The sequence below is a fragment of the Paraburkholderia polaris genome, assembly GCF_012927345.1.
GTDB classification, from domain to species: Bacteria; Pseudomonadota; Gammaproteobacteria; order Burkholderiales; family Burkholderiaceae; genus Paraburkholderia; species Paraburkholderia polaris.
Map to the genome: position 1 here is coordinate 64,968 of NZ_JABBGJ010000042.1, position 17,068 is coordinate 82,035.

The window sequence follows — 17,068 nt, forward strand, 5'->3', positions numbered from 1 at the left end:
CCGGCGGGGGCGACGCTCAATCGAGAAACTCCGTCGCCCGCTTGCGCAGCACCGCGCCGAAATCGTCGAGCCAGCCGATCGACAATCGCCAGCTCTGCCAGTAGAGATCGACGTCGATATGCTTGCCCGGCGCCATGTCCACCAACTCGCCGCTTGCCAGATGCGGCGCGATCATGCGTTCCGGGCACATGCCCCAGCCGAGGCCGGTCACGCAGGCGCGCAAAAAGCCGGCAACGTGCGGAATCCAGTGCAAGGGCGGCTCCAGTTCCGCCCGCGTGATGCGGCGCATGAAGCGCTTCTGCAACTGATCCTTCGGATTGAAATCGACGCACGGCGCCCGCCGCAGCGACTCGCGCGTGACACCATCAGCAAAATGACGCGCGCGAAACGCCGGTGTGCAGACCGCCAGATAGCGCATCCGCCCGAGCCGTGTGGAGCGGCAGCCCTGCACCGGCTCGGCTTGCGTGGTGACCGCGCCCTGCACGCTGCCGTCACGAATCCGCTGCGCGGTGTGGTCCTGATCGTCGATCACCAGATCGAGCAGCATCTCCCGCTCGACACAGAATTGCGCCACGGCGTCGATAAACCAGGTGCCCACGCTGTCGTCGTTGACGGCCACGCGCAGCGCCGGCCATGGTTCCACCAGCGCGCCGGGCAGCGCCGGCAGCCGGCCGGTAAGTTCTGCTTCCAGCAACAGCACGCGTTCGGTATGGCGGCACAGCAGCGCACCCGAGGTGGTCGCGACACACGGCTGGCCGCGCTTCACGAGCACACTCCCCACCCTTTCCTCCAGCAGCTTGACCCGCTGGGAGACAGCTGACGGTGTCACATTCAGTTCGCTGGCGGCACGGTCGAACGAACCGTGCCGCACGACGGCGGCCAGTGCGTCGAGCAACGCATAGTCGAGCATTAGCGTTCCTTAATCGGCATTAATTAAATTAGCTTCTCTTATGATCGGCAAAACCGCAGACTAGCCTCGTTCGCTTCCCCCGTCTACTGGATCGATTATGAACTGGCTGTCTTTTTCCCATGGTGCCGCCCTGTGTGCGTCGCTGATCGTGACGATCGGCGCGCAGAACGCCTTTGTGCTCCGTCAGGGCATCATGCGCTCGCACGTCGGCAAAATCGTCGCGCTGTGCGCGCTGTCGGACTTCATCCTGATCGGCGCCGGTGTCGGTGGTGCGTCCGTCCTGGTGGAACGCTTTCCGGTCTTCGTCCACGCGATGCTGTATGTCGGGCTCGCCTATCTGGCATGGTTCGGTGTCAACGCGCTACGCCGTGCAGTGCGGCCGGGCCATGCGGTGCTGGACGCCAATGGGAGCGGCGCGGCGCCGGGCGCGAGCGCGGCCCCCGTGCAACGTGCGATGCCGATCATTCTGATGACATTGGCCTTCACGTGGCTCAATCCGCACGTTTATCTCGACACCTTTCTGCTGATCGGCACGGCCGGCGCACGCGAACCTGAGGGCGCACGGGTGGCGTTCGCGCTCGGCGCGATGGCCGTGAGCGGGGTCTGGTTTATCGGTCTGGGTTACGGCGCCCGTGCGTTGGCGCCGCTGTTTCGCAGGGCGACCGCATGGCGCGTGCTGGATGGCGCGATCGGCAGCATGGTGTTGCTGCTGGCGGTGACGCAGTTGCGGTGAGCAGACCACCTGAAGAAGCGCGCCAGCCGGCGCGCTACCGCGCAAACGCTTAATCGGCCGCCGCAGCTTGCACGGATTCGTGCATAACTGACGCGGTGGACACGGTGGGCTCCATAAGCACCGCAGACACCGCAGGCACCGCAGGCGCCGCGGCCTCGTCGAGCGGCACTAGCTTCATCAGCCGGGCGAGCACCGGCCACTTCACAAGCGACCGCTGATACGACTCCCGCGCCTGTTCGTCGAAGTACCTGGCCGGATCGACTTCGGGCAATCGGCGCCCAAGGCCGGTGATATCGTTCACCGGCCAGCCGCCCGGCTGCGCCTTTACTTCAGGATTGGCTACTGTCATTTGCCGTCCACCCATACGCCATCCGGCGTCTTGACCACGTAGCCGGACGCCGTCTTCATCGTCACAGTTCCCTCGTTCTCGCCAACCATCTGCGTTTGCGGCAGGTTGGCTGCGTATTGCGACAAGGTCACACCCGGCTTGAACGGACTGTTCGAAACCAGATTCGACAGCAATTGAGCGATCGCGAGAAAGCTCGTCGGATTGTCGATCACCGTGGTCGGTCCGTGGTTGCCCTGGAAGCCGACCAGCCGCACACCGGCCGGACCGTGGACCACCCGCGGCGTCGGAATCTCGCGCAGCCCGGCCACCTGATTTTGATCCCCACGCAGCGCCGCGCCATGCTCCGGCACGAACACGATCACCGCGCGCCGCCCCGAGGCCGCGATCAGATCAGCAAAGCGGTCGAAGTCGCTCATCAGCTTGTTCACGCGCTGCGGGTACGAGTCGATACTCGACAGATTGCTGTTCGGCAAACGGTTGCCGTCGTGCAGGCTGATCGTGTTGTAGTACAGCGCCACCGGGCCGGGCGTATTTGCGCGTTGCGCATACCAGTTGGCGAGCGTCGCGTAATCGTCGCGAATGGCCGAACCGTCGAAGGCATGCATCGCGACCGGCACGCTCGTGTTCGAGATCATCGGCACGTTCGGCACGCCGGCGTTGTCATGCACCAGTTCCAGGAAGTTGTCGAAGTGGCCGTCGTGATTCAGCATCGTCTGCGGCGTGTAGCCGGCCTGCGCGAGGTCGGCCAGCAGGTGGCATTGCTGCGGCGCATCCTTGTAGAGATCCGCGTGCGCTTCCTGTCCGCAGCTCGCCCGCAGCACGCGAATCGCGGCCGGGCCGCTGTAGCTGGCGGCTGTGCTGAAGTTGCTGAACAGATAGTCGAAGTGGCTCAGCATCGGGTGATTGCGTGCCTTCACCGCGTCGAGGTCGTCCCACGACAACGAACAGATATGCAGCACGATCACGTCAAACTGCGTGTTCGCATCGGCGCCGAGATGGCCGAAGGTGACTTGCCGTTGTGATTCCTGCGTGCGGAAGGCCGACAGCGCCGCGTTATGGTCGAGCGGCTGCGCGGCAAGCGCATTGCTGGATGCGGGCGTAGCCGGTCCGATCTGCAGCCGCGCGTACACCGCGTTGCCCTGTTGCCATAGCGGGATCGCGACCAGCGCGATCAGCACGAAAGTCGCCACGCGCAGCCAGCGGTTGACGATCAGATAGCCAACCAGGCCGCCGAGCGCAGTGAGCAGCAGCATCGGCGGCAAGAAACGCTGCGCGAGTTCGAGCCAGTAGCCAAAACTGAAGGTGGTGAGGTTGCCGAATTCTTCGGTCAGGCGCGAGAACGGCGGCACATTGGCTTCGTGGTACATCAGCGGGATGCCGATCGCGAGACCGAGCAGGTTGCGCAGGACGCGCCACCCGCGATGGCGCAGCGTCGCGCTCGCCGCCAGCGCCAGTGCGAAGCCGATGTTGGCGATCCACACCGGCTGTAGATGGCCGCCCGCGAACAGGTACAGCTTGATGATGAAATACAGGTTCCACAGCGTCATTTACGGAGTTCTCTCATTGGCCGGGCGCACGCGCCACCGGCATTAATAGCGTGTACGGTCCAGCGCGAGCAGCGACTGAACAGCGCGCAACGCGCCGCTCAATAGCCGCGAATAACCTTCGATGCCCATCGTCAGCACTTCCTTCAGGCCGCGCAGCGGCGCGTCCTCGATGGTCTGTTCGTCCCAGTTGAGCCAGGCGTCGGCGCGGCCGAACGTACATTGCACCATCTGCCGCTCCTGTTCGAGCGTCAGGCCATCGAAGCGCACGCCGAGGTGCGAGCCCACAAAGCGGCTCACGTGCACCGGAAAATGGAATTGCCGGTCGCCACGGCTCAGGCACACGCCGAGGCTGTCGCCGAGCGCAAGTTTCAACGCCGGATCGACTTCGAGACCGAGACCGCCGGTCGAATAGTCACTGGTGGTGCACGCCACCGTCGTGCCGTCCACGAGCAGCAGCGTCGCCGCGGCTCGCATCGCGATACGGTGGGTGACGCGCACCTGCTTCGCCTCGCGCGCCACGCTCGCTGCCGCACCGAGCATCACGAGGTTGTAGAGCGTCCAGAATACGTTCATCAGGATCGTCGCGGTTTCACCGCCCGGCCCGAACGTCAGCCGGACCACGCCCGCCGTCAGCGCGCAACCGTTCAGCGCCAGCAGCACCAGATAGGGTTTCGACACCGCCCAGTCGAAGTAGCCTTCGTCGATGCGCCCGCCCTTGTCGGTCACATTGAACTTGCCGTGTTTCGGGCTAAAAAACGCGATCGTGGTCGGCAGCGCGATGTACCACGCGAGCACCGATTCGTAGACTTCGGCCCAGAACGAGTGGCGGAATTTGCCCTGCATCCGCGAGTTCGCGATGTTGGCGAGCACGATATAGGGCAGCACGAAGCTCGCGATGGTGGTCGCGGACGCGTTGATGAAATACATCTGGAAGAACAGGTACGCCATCGGCATGGTCAGGAAGATGAGCCGCGGCACGCCGTAGAAGAAATGCAGCATCGCGTTGCCGTAGCACAGGCGCTGGAAGAAACCCAGACCGCGGCCGAAAAACGGATTGTCGATGCGGAAAATCTGCGCCATGCCGCGCGCCCACCGGGTGCGTTGCTTGATGTGGCTGGCGAGACTTTCGGTGGCGAGACCGGCTGCCTGCACGGTCGGCAGATACGCGGTCGTATAGCCGCGCCGGTGCAGTTTGAGTGCGGTGTGCGCGTCTTCCGTGACCGTTTCGACCGCCACGCCGCCGACTTCGACGAGCGCAGTGCGCTTGATGACCGCGCACGAGCCACAGAAGAACGACGCGTTCCACAGGTCGTTGCCGGACTGCACGAGCCCGTAGAACAGATTGCCTTCGTTAGGCACGCGGCGGAAGGTGCCAAGATTGCGCTCGAACGGATCGGGCGAGAAGAAATGATGTGGCGTCTGCACCATCGCGCAGCGGGCGTCGCGCAGGAATGTGCCCATCGTGGTTTGCAGAAACGAGCGGGTCGGCACGTGATCGCAATCGAAGATCACAATGTACTCGGCGTTCGTTTTTTCGAGCGCGCGGTTAATGTTGCCCGCTTTCGCATGCTGGTTGTCGTCGCGCGTGATGTAGCCGATGCCGGCATCGCGCGCAAAATTCCTGAATTCCTCGCGATGACCGTCGTCGAGCAGATAGACCCGCAGCTTGTCCGCGGGCCAGTCGATGCCCTGAGCGGCGAACACGGTCGGCCGCACCACCGTCAACGGTTCGTTGTAGGTCGGGATATAGATGTCGACGCTCGGCCAGCTCGAGGTATCGGCGGGCAGCTCGGCAACCGTACGGTTGAGCGGCCATGCGGTCTGCACGAAACCGAGCAGCAGAATGATCCAGGTGTACGCTTCGGCGCCGAACAGCAGATAGCCGAGAATCGCCTCGCCCGGCGTCTGGAACGACAGTGTCTGGGTGACGCGCCACCAGACGTAGCGCACCATCGCGAGCAAGGCCAGGGTCGTCAGGATCAGCACGGGCATGCGGCCGGGGAAACGGCGCACCACCAACGCCGCGACTACCAGCACCGCGAAGAATTCGAACTGGCCTTCCGTCGCCAGCGGCGAGGTGCCGATCATGGTCCACAACGCAGCGCCCGCCACCACGATGAGCGGCAGGAGCCAGCGAATGTGGCCAATGCGCTGGGTGCCGGCTTCGAGCCGCATGCCCCAGCGTTGCCACGGCAGACTCGGCAGCATCGCTTCGATGCGCCGGCGCACGCGCCGCCAGCGCAGCAGCACCGGCACCAGCCAGCGGTCGATCCACGCGAGCACCGCGCGCACTTTGACCGCGCCCGTCTGGGCGTGCGGCTTCGGCGCCCGGATGAACGCGCGCCACAACCAAGCACGCAGGCGATGCGGTTCGAGCACGCCCCACTGCGCGGCCTGATGCAGCACGGCGGCACGAATCCACAGGCGCGCGACATCCGCCTTGCCGGCTGCCGGCGGCTGGAAGAACACGCGCACGAACCAGTCGAGCGCCGTGCGCTCGGCGGGCAGTCCGAGGCCGCGCGCGAGCCAGTCCAGCGCGCGCTGGCGTAGCGTGCGCTCGCTGCGACCGGCGGATGCGGGTCCGTTCATGGCCACCCACCCGCCCGGCGCGTGTTTGCCGCCGACCCGTCAGGAAGCGCCGTGGCGAGCCACGCATGCAGCCAGTTCGCGAGGCCCTGCAGATCGTGCGACGCCTGCGAATGCGGTGCGTCGTCGAACAGCCACGTGCCGCGTGCGAACGATTCGGGCAAGGCCGCATCCAGATGCACGCGCTGCGCAAGCGGCAGCCCGTCGCCGAGCGCGGTGCCCAGCATCGCCAGCGCGTCGCGTTGCATGTCGCGCGCCGGATTCAGCCGATTGACGATGATCCGCAGGTTCGCGCAGCCGCGCCGCAACGCGTCGAGCCGCGCGACCAGGCTCGTGCAGGCGGCCGGTTCGGGCGGCGTCACGCACAGCACGAGATCGGCACTCTGCACGGCCTGCTCACCTTGCTGCGACGGATAGCGGGCGGTGTCAATCAGCACGACGCCATCGCGCGGCAAATCGAGTTGCGCGAGCGCGTTCGCGAGCCACTGCGGTTCGGCGGCCAGGCGCGCATCGCAGCGCGCACTTTGTTCGAGCGACACCGCGCCGTACGGAACGAACAACACGCCCTCGCTATTGCGCCACGTGTGCGCGTGCCATGCTGCGCTTTCGTCGAGCATGGCTTGCGCGAGGCCGGCCGGTGCGAGGCAATCGAGGCCGAGGTGCGCGCCGAGCATATTCTGCGGATCGAAATCGAGCGCGACCACCGGGCGTCCGCGGCGCGCGAGCAGCACGGCGAGCGCAGCGCTCAAAGTCGTGCGGCCTGTGCCGCCGGCGGTGGAGACGACAGCAATCGTCTTCATGACGTGACCTCAGCGGCGCGCTCGGCGTCAGGCAACAGGCGCGCACGTAATGCGACTGGCTCAATTTCGCAGGGCACCGCGTCGCGCGGATCGAAATGGCGCATCGCCGCGAGACCGCGACGCGAGCTGGCGCGCTGCCACACGATCCACACCGGGATCGCGAGAATCAGACCCGCGACAAAACAGATCAACAGAAATCCCATTACTCGCTCCCGTTCTTGCGTAGCGGCATCGCATACGGCTCGGCACGGCGCTGTGGCGGAGCCGCGAGGGGCGCGGGCCGCTGCGTCGCTTCCGCGCGCGCGGCTCCGAGCGCCTGCTCCACCGCGGCGATCTGTTCGACCGTGGACATCCCCTCTGCGGCCGGCAAGACCGTGCCGGCATGCGCGACTGTGGCCGGCGCAGCGGTTTGATTACGCAACGGCATGGCGAACAGATCGCTGTAGTCGGCGATCGGCGTGCGCCGGCTCGCCGTGGCGAGCGCATTCAATTCATCGCCTATGCTCTGCTCCGCCAGATGCACGATGTCACCCGCGATCCGCTCGACCGGCACGTTGAAGATGCGGGCCAGCGCGGCGTCCGCGTCGGCCAGCCGGCACGCGAACAGAAACACGTACAGGTGCGAGGCATCGGCCGTGAAGACGTCCCCCGCACGGCGCGGCACGCAGCTTTTCAGCGCTTCGATGTGCGCGCATTGCGGCAACAGCGTCAGCTTGACGAGCACATGCGGCAGTTGCAGCACGGCACTGCGTTCGAGCACCGCGCGCACCCGCTCGCAGAACGTGCCGGCCGGCAGATAGCCAAGTACGTCTTCGCTCAGCGCGGCGCTGAGCGCGGTTCGATAGTCGGTGGCGATCGGCCGCGTGTGCAGTTGTCCCTGCAACGATTGCAGCAGCGACTGCATCCGCGAAAACGGCAGATCGCGGCCCAGAACCAGGTTGGCGCCGAGCGTCAGCACCAGCAGTTCGTATTGATGGCGCAGCACTTCACCCCGTTCGGCGACGACGATCTTCAACGCGCGTCCGGCCTGGCGGCGCAACGCATGAATCGCCCCGCACAGCGCATCGAGCTGCGCGCCGCCGGCGTAATCGAGCACCACGGTCGCCGCCTGCGCGTCAACGCACGCCGCGAGCACGGCCTTCTGATCGGCCAGCACCTCCCAGTTCGACGGCACCCACTCCTCGTGTCCGCGCACCACCGCGCGGCTGACCACCACCCGCTGTTCGTCGCGCGCCAGCAGTCCATCGCCTCGCGCGGCGCCATTGCCGAGTGCATCAGGCGCGACGCTCAGCCGGCCGCTGTCGGTGAAGCGCAGCGAGCCGACTTCGCCGGTAACCAGCGTGCGGTCCGAGCGCCAGAAATCCACGTGCCACAACAACTCCCCGTGAGTGCGCTCCATCCGCGCGACGCCCGCGCAGGCCGCGTGAAATTCGTTGCGGCCATGCTGCGCCGCTGCGTCGTCGAGCGCGGGCTCGAGGAACAGCGAACCGGCGTCGGCGTCGGCATCGGCATCGGCGTCCGCTTGCGAACCTAGCAGCAGCACCAGCGTGATGTTGCGCACCGCGCACCAGTTCGCGAGCATTCGGCCTTCCCGCGCGAGTGCTGCCGGATCGGCCCAGTTGAACCAGCGCTCGGCGCCCTCGACGAAGTACAGCGAGCGCGAACGGAAGCCAAAGCGCTTGAGCGCGCGCAGGCCGCCAAACACCTTGGCAAGCGCGACCGGCGGGACACTGTGGGCGCCTGCGTCGGCGGGACCGGCCGGCGGCATCGCGAGGACGCTCAGGTTGCGCGGCCAGCCGGAGGCCGGCGCGTTGGCGCTGAAACCGAGTTCGCGCAGGCGCGTGGCGACCTGTGCACGAGCGCGCGCCAGCACCACCGTGACGTCGCGCGCCTGCGCCTGACGCGCACTTTCCCACAACAACGCGTCGGCACCCGGCGTGCGTGCCGCCGCGTAGACCGCGTAGAGCTTGCCGGCTTCGAGCGCGGCCCATTCGTCGGGAAGCGCATCGATCGCCAACTGGCCGAGCGGCCGCGCGCCGCGATCCGATCCCGCCCGGCGGACAGCCTGCAGCAGGCGTCGCACCAAGGCGCGAGCCGGCGTCGGCTTGAGTGAATTCGAAACGATGCTCACGCGTGGCTTCCCTGATCTCGTTGTAGCGCCGTTCAAAAGCTGGAGTAAAGGCGCACGGGTCTCGGCGACAGACTGTTGTCCTGCTTGCGTCCGTCGAAGGTGTAGCGCATGTACAGCAGCGCGGAACTCGGTGCGTAGTCATGCGAACGGTCGATGCTCAGTTGCGCGCCCGCCACCAGATAACGGTTGAAACGGTACTGCACGATGCCGCTCAAGCCATACGAGAACGCGACGCCGCGCGTCGAGCTGGCCGTGTTGACCAGGTTGCTGAAGCCCGGTGCCGAACTGGCGGTCTTCCACAGGCTGTTGATCGCGGCCGATGCACTGTTCAGGGGGGGCAAACCATTCGGGTAATACGGTGAGTCCTTCTCATACGAATTCGACACGCCGACGGTGGCCGTCAGGTCCCAGTTCAGCGCATCGCGCCGGCCCGCCCATTCGATCGGCACGCCGAGCGACAGATAGCGTTGCGGGCTGTAATAGCCGCCCTGTCCGAACGAATAGAAACGCTGATTATTGGTGTAGTGCCAGACGTTGCCGACCAGACCCGTGCTCACCAGCGTGTTGAGGCGCTGGTAGAGCGGCAGCGTGAAGCCGGTGCGCAGGGTGACTTCCTGGTTGCTCGCCACATTGCGGCCGGTCAGCATCCCCGCGCCGACATCGGTGAACACGCTGGTCGTGCCGATATCGACTGCCGAGTGGAAGTCGATGCCGTCGCGGCGCACCCCGCCCCACACGGCGCCGGTCAGCGGATCGTGCATGCCCGCGTACGACAGCAGGCTGCTCGTCTCCGGACGGCGCGAGCCGCTGACCGAAAAGCTCGCCGGTCCCGCATCGAACTGATAGCGCACGCCGCCGACCATGTAATGCACGGGAAAGCCGAGCGGTGTGGTGCCCAAGTCGAAGCGCCATGCATCGGACGTATAGCCCGCGCCGAGCGCGACGCCGGTGGCCGACTGATGCAGGTACGGCAACGTCGCGGCGTAGTCGGCCACGGTCTGTGCCGACACGTTTTGCGACTGTGCGAGCTTATCGGCGGCGCCGAGCGTGCCGAACGTGTCGCGTGTAAACGAATTCGCGTCGCTAACGTCGAGCGTGCCGGCATCGATATGAACCGTGTCGGCGTGGAGGAAAAAGTGGCCGTCGTAGCGATACGGAATCTGCAGGTACACGGGCGCTTGCCACGCACGGAACTGCGAAATACCGGCGTCGCCCGATTTATAGGCGGGGATCCACGCTGTCTCGATCTCCGGATTGCGGCGTTGCTGCAGATCGGCCAGCGCGGCTTGCGCGGGCGTGCCGTCGGGGCCGGCCGTCACACCCATCGCGCGTTCCTGGGTAAGCGACAGACGGTACAGCGCTTCAGCGTCCTCATACTGTCCCAGATCCTGGGCGATGCGTCCGCTTTGCACCGTCACGTCCGACCGCGCCGGATACGCGACCCGCAAGGCCGAGGTGATCTGCGCCGCCTCTTGCGGGCGGCGCAATGCCGCCAGACGGCGAGCCGCGGACAGCCGTGTATCGACGTCGTCGGGTGCCGCGCCGTCGATCACCGTGCGCACGAGATCGAGCGCCGAGCGGCGTTCGCCGCTTTGCTCCAGCACACGGGCGAGCGCCAATTGGGCCTCCGGATCGTTCGGCGTCGCGGCCAGCACCGGGGCCAGCGCGGCGCGCGCGGCCGCATAGTGCCCCTGCAACCGCTCGAGATCGGCGACTTCGAACGCATACCGTTTGTCGCTGCGGCCGGCCGGGCTGACGCGGGCGAGCAACTGCCGCGCCGCGACATAGTCCTGGCGATCGAGCGCTTCGTCGGTCTGCCGCAGGATCGAGCGCAGCGCCTGGTCTTCGAGACGCGCGCTTTGCGCGGGACTCAGCTGTGCATCGCTGCGCAGCGTCGTCAGCCACGCGTCCAGTTCGTCATTGCGTTTCGCGCTGCCGAGCAGATCGCCGTAACGCAGACGCACGTCGGCGTCGGTCTGCTGCGGATGCGTGTCGATCCAGTTCTGCAGCAACGCGAGACCGCGCTCGGCTTCGCCCTGATCGATCCACATCGAGCCGACCGCGGCCAGCAGGTTCGGATCGTCGCCGGCCAGCGAGCATGCCTGGTCGAGGGCGTGTGCCGCGCCCGCACGGTCGTCCTGCGCGAATGCGGCGCGTGCCTTCGCGAGCCACTGCTGTGCTTGCAGGTTGCGCTCGAGCGCACGCATGCCGTCCGTGCGGTCCTTGTCGGCGATCGGCGCGAGCACGGCTTGCGCACCGTCGAGGTCGTCGAGCGAGTTGCGATAGAGCGCGCTCGCATAACGCATTTCGGGCGACGCCGACACGGCGAGGCCGTCGTCCATCACTACCCGCCCAAGTTGCGGCAGGCCCAGATCACGATACAGGCGCGCGAGCGCAAAGCGCGTCCACGGGGCATCGGGCGCGAGCCGCAACGCCGCTTCGTAGCGCTGCGCGGCCGGGCCGCGCTGACCCGCCGCCAGCAATTTTTCCGCCTGTCCGCCCAGGATGTCGGCGCGCAATTGCGCGAGACCCTGGCGATCGTCTGCGGCAGTGAAACGGCTTTGCAATGCGTCGAGCAGAGGCGCGACCTGAGCCGCGCGGCCGGTGTTCTCGAACAGCGTTTGAGTGCTGCGCACCGCCGACAGATTCGGTTCGCGCGCCGCCAGCAGGTCACGCAGCAACGGTTCCGCGGCGCTCCAGTTGTGCTGCGCGAGCAGCGCGTCGGCGAGCATCAGTTTGGCGTCGGCGTTGGCCGGCTCGATCGCGAGCGCGGCGCGTGCGGCCCGCTCGGCGTCTTGCGGCCGTCCGGCTGCGGCGGCCTCGCGGCCCTGCGCCAGCGTGCCCCAGAACTGCGCGGAACGCGCGAGGCTTTCCCATTTCCCGCGATTGTCCGGCGCGAGCGCAGCCGCACGCAGAAACAATGTGCGGGCTTCGTCACGCCGCCCTTCGCGCATGCGGATCAGACCGAGGCCGCCGACAGCCTCGGCGTCGTTGGCCCGGGCTTGTGCGGCCCGCGCGAGCAGCGGTTCGGCTGTCGTCAGATCGTTGCGCGCGAGTGCCTGCAGGCCGCGTTGCTGCGCGATGTAGTCGGGATTGCGTTCGAGTTGCCGCTGCGCCTCCAGCTGCGCCTCGATCACGCCGACCCGATCCTTGAATTCGGTATCGTCCGGCACGAGTTGCAGATAGGCGCGCAGCGCGGCCAGATACGCCGGGTCCGCGCCGGCGGATTGCAGCACGTGACGCCACGCGTCCAGCGATGCCGAGCGATCCGAATCCGGCCGCGTGGCGAGATTCCACGCGATGCGGTTGGCCTCGGCACGCGTCTCGCCGCGTGCATTCAACAGATTGGCGAGCACCAGCGCCGAATCGACATCCGACGGATCGGCGGCGATCCGCTGACGCAATGCGCCGACCGCCTGCACGCGGCCCTCAGGCGTGCCCGCGATGATCTGGTAGTACTCGGCGCCGAGCGACCCCGACGGCGCGCCGTGCGGAAACAGCACGACCAGCCGCCGCGTCGCCTCGGCGGACTGGCCGCTGCGCGCCATCAGCCGGATCGTCGCCAGTTCCTCGCGGCCATTGGTGGCGACGCGGAACTCGTCTTCGATCTGCTGCGTGGCCGGCGTTCCAGGGGCCTTGGTCCGCAGCCGCGCCAGCGTCGTCTGCGCGGCCTGTGCCTGGCCGAGACGCAACTGGATGCGCACCTGCTGGGCCAGCAACGCGGGATCGTCCGGCGCGATCAGCAACGCCTTCTGGATCGACTGCAACGCGAGATCGTCGCGATGCTTGGTCGACCACATGCGGGCCGTCGCGAACAGGCGTTGCGCTGCGGCGTTTTGCGACGGCACGGTCGTGCTTGGCTGCGTGCTTGGCTGTGTGCTTGTCTGTGCGCTTGCCTGCGTGCTTGCTTGCGCGCCTGCCCATGCGGCTACCGGCGCCACCTGCGCCGCGAGGCCGAGCAACAGCGCCGCGCACGTTACCGGGAAGCGACGCGACACGGCGAACTCCAGCGCAGGTTGAGGGTGCCGTCGGCGGCAAAGCGATAGCGGCCATCGCGCCAGCCCAGCCCAAACAGACTCAGCACGCTGGTGTAATAGCCGGCCGGCGTATCGCGACCGAGTTGTTCCATGCGCGCGATCTGTGCATCGCCGAGCGCGCGCTGGCCGCGCGCGTCGAGAAACGGCACGGCCGCCGCCGAGAAGCCGGCGTTACCCATGTTCGCGCCGACGCTGCCGTTCGTCGTGTCGACCTTTTCCGGCGGCGCACCGTGCGCGACGATAAAGCCGGCGAACGGTGCAAGGCGCGCGAGCAGCGGTTGCGCGAGCGGATCGCGCGGATCGAGCATGCCGGCCCACAGATAGACGCGAATCGCGTTGTAGGCGCTTTCGGCCTGGGTTTGCGCATCCGGCGCGAAACCATGCCTGGCGAGGTACAACGCCCAGTCAGGTGAAAAGCCGTGCGGTGCGGTGTCGAGCAGAACCCGGCCGGTGCTGTCGAGAAGGCGGGTCCAGCGGGCGTCGTCCGGCAGCCGCGTGCCGATGCCGCGGACCACCTGCGGCGGCGAATAACTCGGATTGACGCGCCACACGTCCGGCGCGGGATGAAAGCCTACCGGTCCTGGCAACAGCGTCAACCCGAGACCGGGAACGTTGGCTGTTTCCTCGTCGAGCACACGCTTCGCGAGTACCGCGCCACGCGCTGTATAGCTGCGTTCCTGCCACACGCGGCCGGCTTCGAGCAGCGCATAGGCGATCCACAGATCGGCATCGGACGAAGCATTTGCATCCAGCACGCCCCATTGCCCGCTGTCCGAGCGACCCCACAACCAGGCCGGCAGATGCGCGGTCAGGTCGCCTTGCGCGAGATGCGCCTCGGTCCAGTTGAGGATCGAATCGAAAGCCGTGCGGTCATCGGCGACGAGAGCGAAGAACAGTCCGTACGACTGTCCTTCGGATACCGTGCGCGAATCGGTCGAGCCGACGTCGATCACGCGCCCTTCGGGCGAGATGAAATCGCGCTTGAACTGCTGCCAGCGCGGCCATGCGGGCGCTGCGCAACTGCTTGGTGCAGGACTGGCGAGAACGGTGGCGGAGGCAGTGGTGGCTGCGGTGGGTACGGTGGCTACGGTGGGTACGGTGGGTACGGTGGCTACGGTGGCTACGGTGGCTACGGTGGCGGCGGCCGTGGCCGTGGCCGTGGCCGTGGCCGTGGCCGTGGCCGTGGCCGTCGCGGTCGCTGTCGCTGTCGCGGCGACTGTCGCGGTGACGGGCAGCGGCAGGCTCGCGGCGAACGCGCCGCTCGCGAGCGTGGCCGCCACACTGGTCAACGCGCGAGTCACCACGCGGGTAGACAAGCGGCGACACAAGCGGGTGACACCCGTCGCGCCAGCCACCGACGCCAGGCGCGTGCGCGCACCCGTCAGTACCGCGCCCGACGCCCGCCGCAGCGACGCTTTCCACTTCACCGGCAGCATCGGTCAGACTCCCCGGCGGCGCGCGGCCAGTTCCTGCAGCGCGGTGAACGCGCCGACCGCCAGCAGCAGCCCGGCGATCGCGCCGAGCACGCCCAGTAGGATCGGATGCTGGATCGCCTTGCTCCAGAACCGCGCATACCAGGGCACATAACCGACCAGATACGGTTCGCCGACGCGCATGCTATCGACTTCGCCGCCGCGCACCAGCGCGACGTCGCCCTGCAGCTGCGCGACCCGGTCGGGTTTTTCCAGCACGTCGAGCAACTGGATCAGCTGACGCTGATCGGTGGCCGTCAGTGCGACAACACTGCGTCCCTTGCTACCAGGCAATTCGAAGCCCATCAACGCGGCCAGCGAGCCGTCGCGTTCGAGATGCGCGCTGCCGTCCGGCAGATGCGCGCCATTGCGCCACTGCTCCTGCACCGAAAACGTGGCGCGCGTGACCGCGCCGCCTTCGACACCCTCTGCACCGTCGTTCGAGCGCCCGCCGATGGTCAGCGGTAGCGCCTGATGCCAACGATCAGGCAACGACGCCGATCCATTGCCGCCGATCACCAGCAGATCCTTGCCCGCCAGTTGCGCGACGTCAGCCGGCCGCGCGATCTGCACGCGCAGCGCCGGATAGCCGGTCCATTGCCCCATGTGGCCGAACATCGTCAGCAATGCTTCGAGTTCTTCCGGTGCGGGATGCGCGGGAATCACCACGGCCGTCTGCGCCAGATCGGCATACCGCGTGAACGGGAAGCCGCTATTTGCGAAGTACGCGAGATTCGGCATCTGCGCGTAGTGAGCGAAGCTGGAGAAGTCGATTGTCGAATCCGGGTCGACCGCTGCCTGCACGGGATTCGACGCGACGCCCTGACACAGCCCCGTCTTTTGCGAATCGAGATTGAAGCGCAACTGCAACTGGTTCGAGCTGCCGACGCGGAACGCCGGAATATCGAGCGCGCTGCTCGAACGGTTGCCGCTCGCCGACAGCACCGGCAATTGCAGGCGCCCCTGCGCATCGTCGGCACTGGCGGGCGCGAGCCGGTACGACTTGACCAGTTGATCGTTGATCTGCACGGCGAGGATCGAGTTGTTCTGCACCGTCGGCGCCGTGTAGCGGTACTTCAGATTCAGCGGCACGCCTGAGCCGTTCCATGAGAACAGATCGGCGGGCACGCGCAGGTTCAGACGGATCGCGTCCGGCGAACTGCCGCGCACCTGCAGCTGATTCGGATCGTCGATCAGTTCCTTGAAGGCGACCGGACGATCGACCGGCAACCAGCGCGGCGCGTCATAGGGCTTGCGCGGCGCGCCGATGTCGATCTGCGCGACCTGCACGGCGGGACCCGCCATCGCCGTCCTGCCGAGCACGAGCGCGGCGGCCGCCTGATCGACTTCAACGGCGGTGCGGCCCGTCACGATCAGCAGCTTCTTGTCGACGGCGGCGGGATTGTCGGTGACGATCAGCATCGGCCCATTGACCGGCGGCAGCTTCAGCGCCGCGGGCAATTGCGCGCTGCGCGCCACCACCACGGCCTGATCGTCGGATGGCAAGGTGGACGAGGCCGGAAAACGCGCCTGACGATAGTCGGCGAGCGCGCCGAACCACGACGCAAGCACCCCGGCGCTGCGCAGCGTCGCGTTGTCGGCGGCTGCCGGCAGCACGAACGGCAGACGCAGGCGGCTCACATCGCGCCGGTCGAAAAACGGCGCCGGCAGCAACGCAAGATCGTTTGGCAAGCGAATCGGCGACGTGTCGAGAATGATCTCGCTCGTCGGACTCACGTCGGCCCACAACGCCGAGTTCTCCGGGTCTTCGCAATGCTCGAGGGTGTAGTGCGCGATGAGCCGAAGGCCAAGCTGGTTGTAATCCGTCAGGAAACGCGGATCGAGCGGGATGTCCTGCGTGACGATCTGCCCGGCATGCTCACGATCGAACGGCACGGTCGCCACCACTTCATTGTTGATCGACACCTTGAAGTGCGAGATCGGGAACACCAGCGCCGGCGAATACGTGTAGCGCAAGCGCAGCCGCGCCGCGGTCACCACATGATCGAGCCGCACGCCGACGTTGACGACGCGCACGTCCTCGAGACCGCGCAGATTCAGCGGCTGATAGGCGCCCAATGCGGAGAACGGCATGTGCACGGTGACCGAACCGGCGACGCTGCTCGCGGCGATGGACGCCTTCATTGCGTTCGGCGCGTTCGTTGCGTTCTGCGCGTTCGTTACATGCACGCCGTCAGCAGCGGCGCCCGGCGAAGCGGGCGACGGCAGTGCAGCGACGGCCGCGGACGACAGAACGCGCGCGGAAGGCGCGGGAAGTCCGGAAGGCGCGGCGGCTAGCGTAGCGGCATACAGAGCGCCGACGAGCGCCGTCAGCGACAGGCAAAACGAAACGACAGGTTTCATGGACAGATCAGCTTGTTGGACATCGGCCATCCGCCCCATGACTGCGCGGGACATCCTTGCGAATTCGGCCTGCCGCAGAAGTTTGCGGGGAAACGTGAAAAACGGAATGCGGCATGACCGCAATGCGGTCCTCTACGCT

At 66.9% G+C, this 17,068-nt stretch carries 11 protein-coding genes; 1 reads left to right on the plus strand and 10 read right to left on the minus strand.

The window, feature by feature from the left end; all coding sequences use genetic code 11:
- Nucleotides 1-16: 16 nt before the first annotated feature.
- A complete protein-coding gene (locus HHL24_RS32635) occupies nt 17-910 on the minus strand; it encodes a LysR family transcriptional regulator ArgP (protein ID WP_169489427.1) in 894 nt (297 codons plus the stop codon).
- A 97-nt stretch (nt 911-1,007) separates the two neighbouring features.
- Here HHL24_RS32635 and HHL24_RS32640 point away from each other — a divergent pair, with 97 nt between their 5' ends.
- Nucleotides 1,008-1,643, plus strand: coding sequence for a LysE/ArgO family amino acid transporter (locus HHL24_RS32640; RefSeq protein WP_169489428.1), 636 nt, complete (start codon nt 1,008-1,010; stop codon nt 1,641-1,643).
- A gap of 49 nt (nt 1,644-1,692) precedes the next feature.
- Here HHL24_RS32640 and HHL24_RS45155 read toward each other — a convergent pair whose 3' ends face one another.
- The 9 genes from HHL24_RS45155 to bcsB are packed head-to-tail and all read right to left on the minus strand — an operon-like array spanning nt 1,693 to nt 16,929.
- Nucleotides 1,693-1,992, minus strand: a complete 300-nt coding sequence (locus tag HHL24_RS45155; protein WP_230417651.1) for a hypothetical protein — start codon at nt 1,990-1,992, stop codon at nt 1,693-1,695.
- Nucleotides 1,989-3,539, minus strand: a complete 1,551-nt coding sequence (gene bcsG, locus HHL24_RS32650) for a cellulose biosynthesis protein BcsG (protein ID WP_169489429.1) — start codon at nt 3,537-3,539, stop codon at nt 1,989-1,991. The genes HHL24_RS45155 and bcsG overlap by 4 nt, the downstream gene beginning before the upstream one ends.
- Before the next feature lie 42 nt (nt 3,540-3,581).
- Entirely contained in the window at nt 3,582-6,128 is a 2,547-nt protein-coding gene (gene bcsA, locus HHL24_RS32655; protein WP_169489430.1) for a UDP-forming cellulose synthase catalytic subunit, read from the minus strand.
- Entirely contained in the window at nt 6,125-6,925 is an 801-nt protein-coding gene (gene bcsQ / locus HHL24_RS32660) for a cellulose biosynthesis protein BcsQ (protein ID WP_169489431.1), read from the minus strand. Before bcsQ ends, bcsA begins: the two co-directional genes overlap by 4 nt.
- Entirely contained in the window at nt 6,922-7,128 is a 207-nt protein-coding gene (locus HHL24_RS32665; protein ID WP_169489432.1) for a hypothetical protein, read from the minus strand. Before HHL24_RS32665 ends, bcsQ begins: the two co-directional genes overlap by 4 nt.
- Complete coding sequence (bcsE, locus tag HHL24_RS32670) at nt 7,128-9,056, minus strand: cellulose biosynthesis protein BcsE (RefSeq protein WP_169489433.1); 1,929 nt, start codon at nt 9,054-9,056, stop codon at nt 7,128-7,130. Before bcsE ends, HHL24_RS32665 begins: the two co-directional genes overlap by 1 nt.
- A 32-nt stretch (nt 9,057-9,088) precedes the next feature.
- On the minus strand, nt 9,089-13,054 hold the full coding sequence (locus HHL24_RS32675) for a cellulose synthase subunit BcsC-related outer membrane protein (RefSeq protein ID WP_407947537.1): 3,966 nt from the start codon (nt 13,052-13,054) through the stop codon (nt 9,089-9,091).
- Nucleotides 13,033-14,529: a cellulose synthase complex periplasmic endoglucanase BcsZ gene (gene bcsZ, locus HHL24_RS32680; RefSeq protein ID WP_206003117.1), complete on the minus strand. Its 1,497-nt coding sequence runs from the start codon at nt 14,527-14,529 to the stop codon at nt 13,033-13,035. The genes HHL24_RS32675 and bcsZ overlap by 22 nt, the downstream gene beginning before the upstream one ends.
- A 3-nt stretch (nt 14,530-14,532) precedes the next feature.
- A complete protein-coding gene (bcsB, locus tag HHL24_RS32685; RefSeq protein ID WP_169489434.1) occupies nt 14,533-16,929 on the minus strand; it encodes a cellulose biosynthesis cyclic di-GMP-binding regulatory protein BcsB in 2,397 nt (798 codons plus the stop codon).
- Nucleotides 16,930-17,068: the final 139 nt, after the last annotated feature.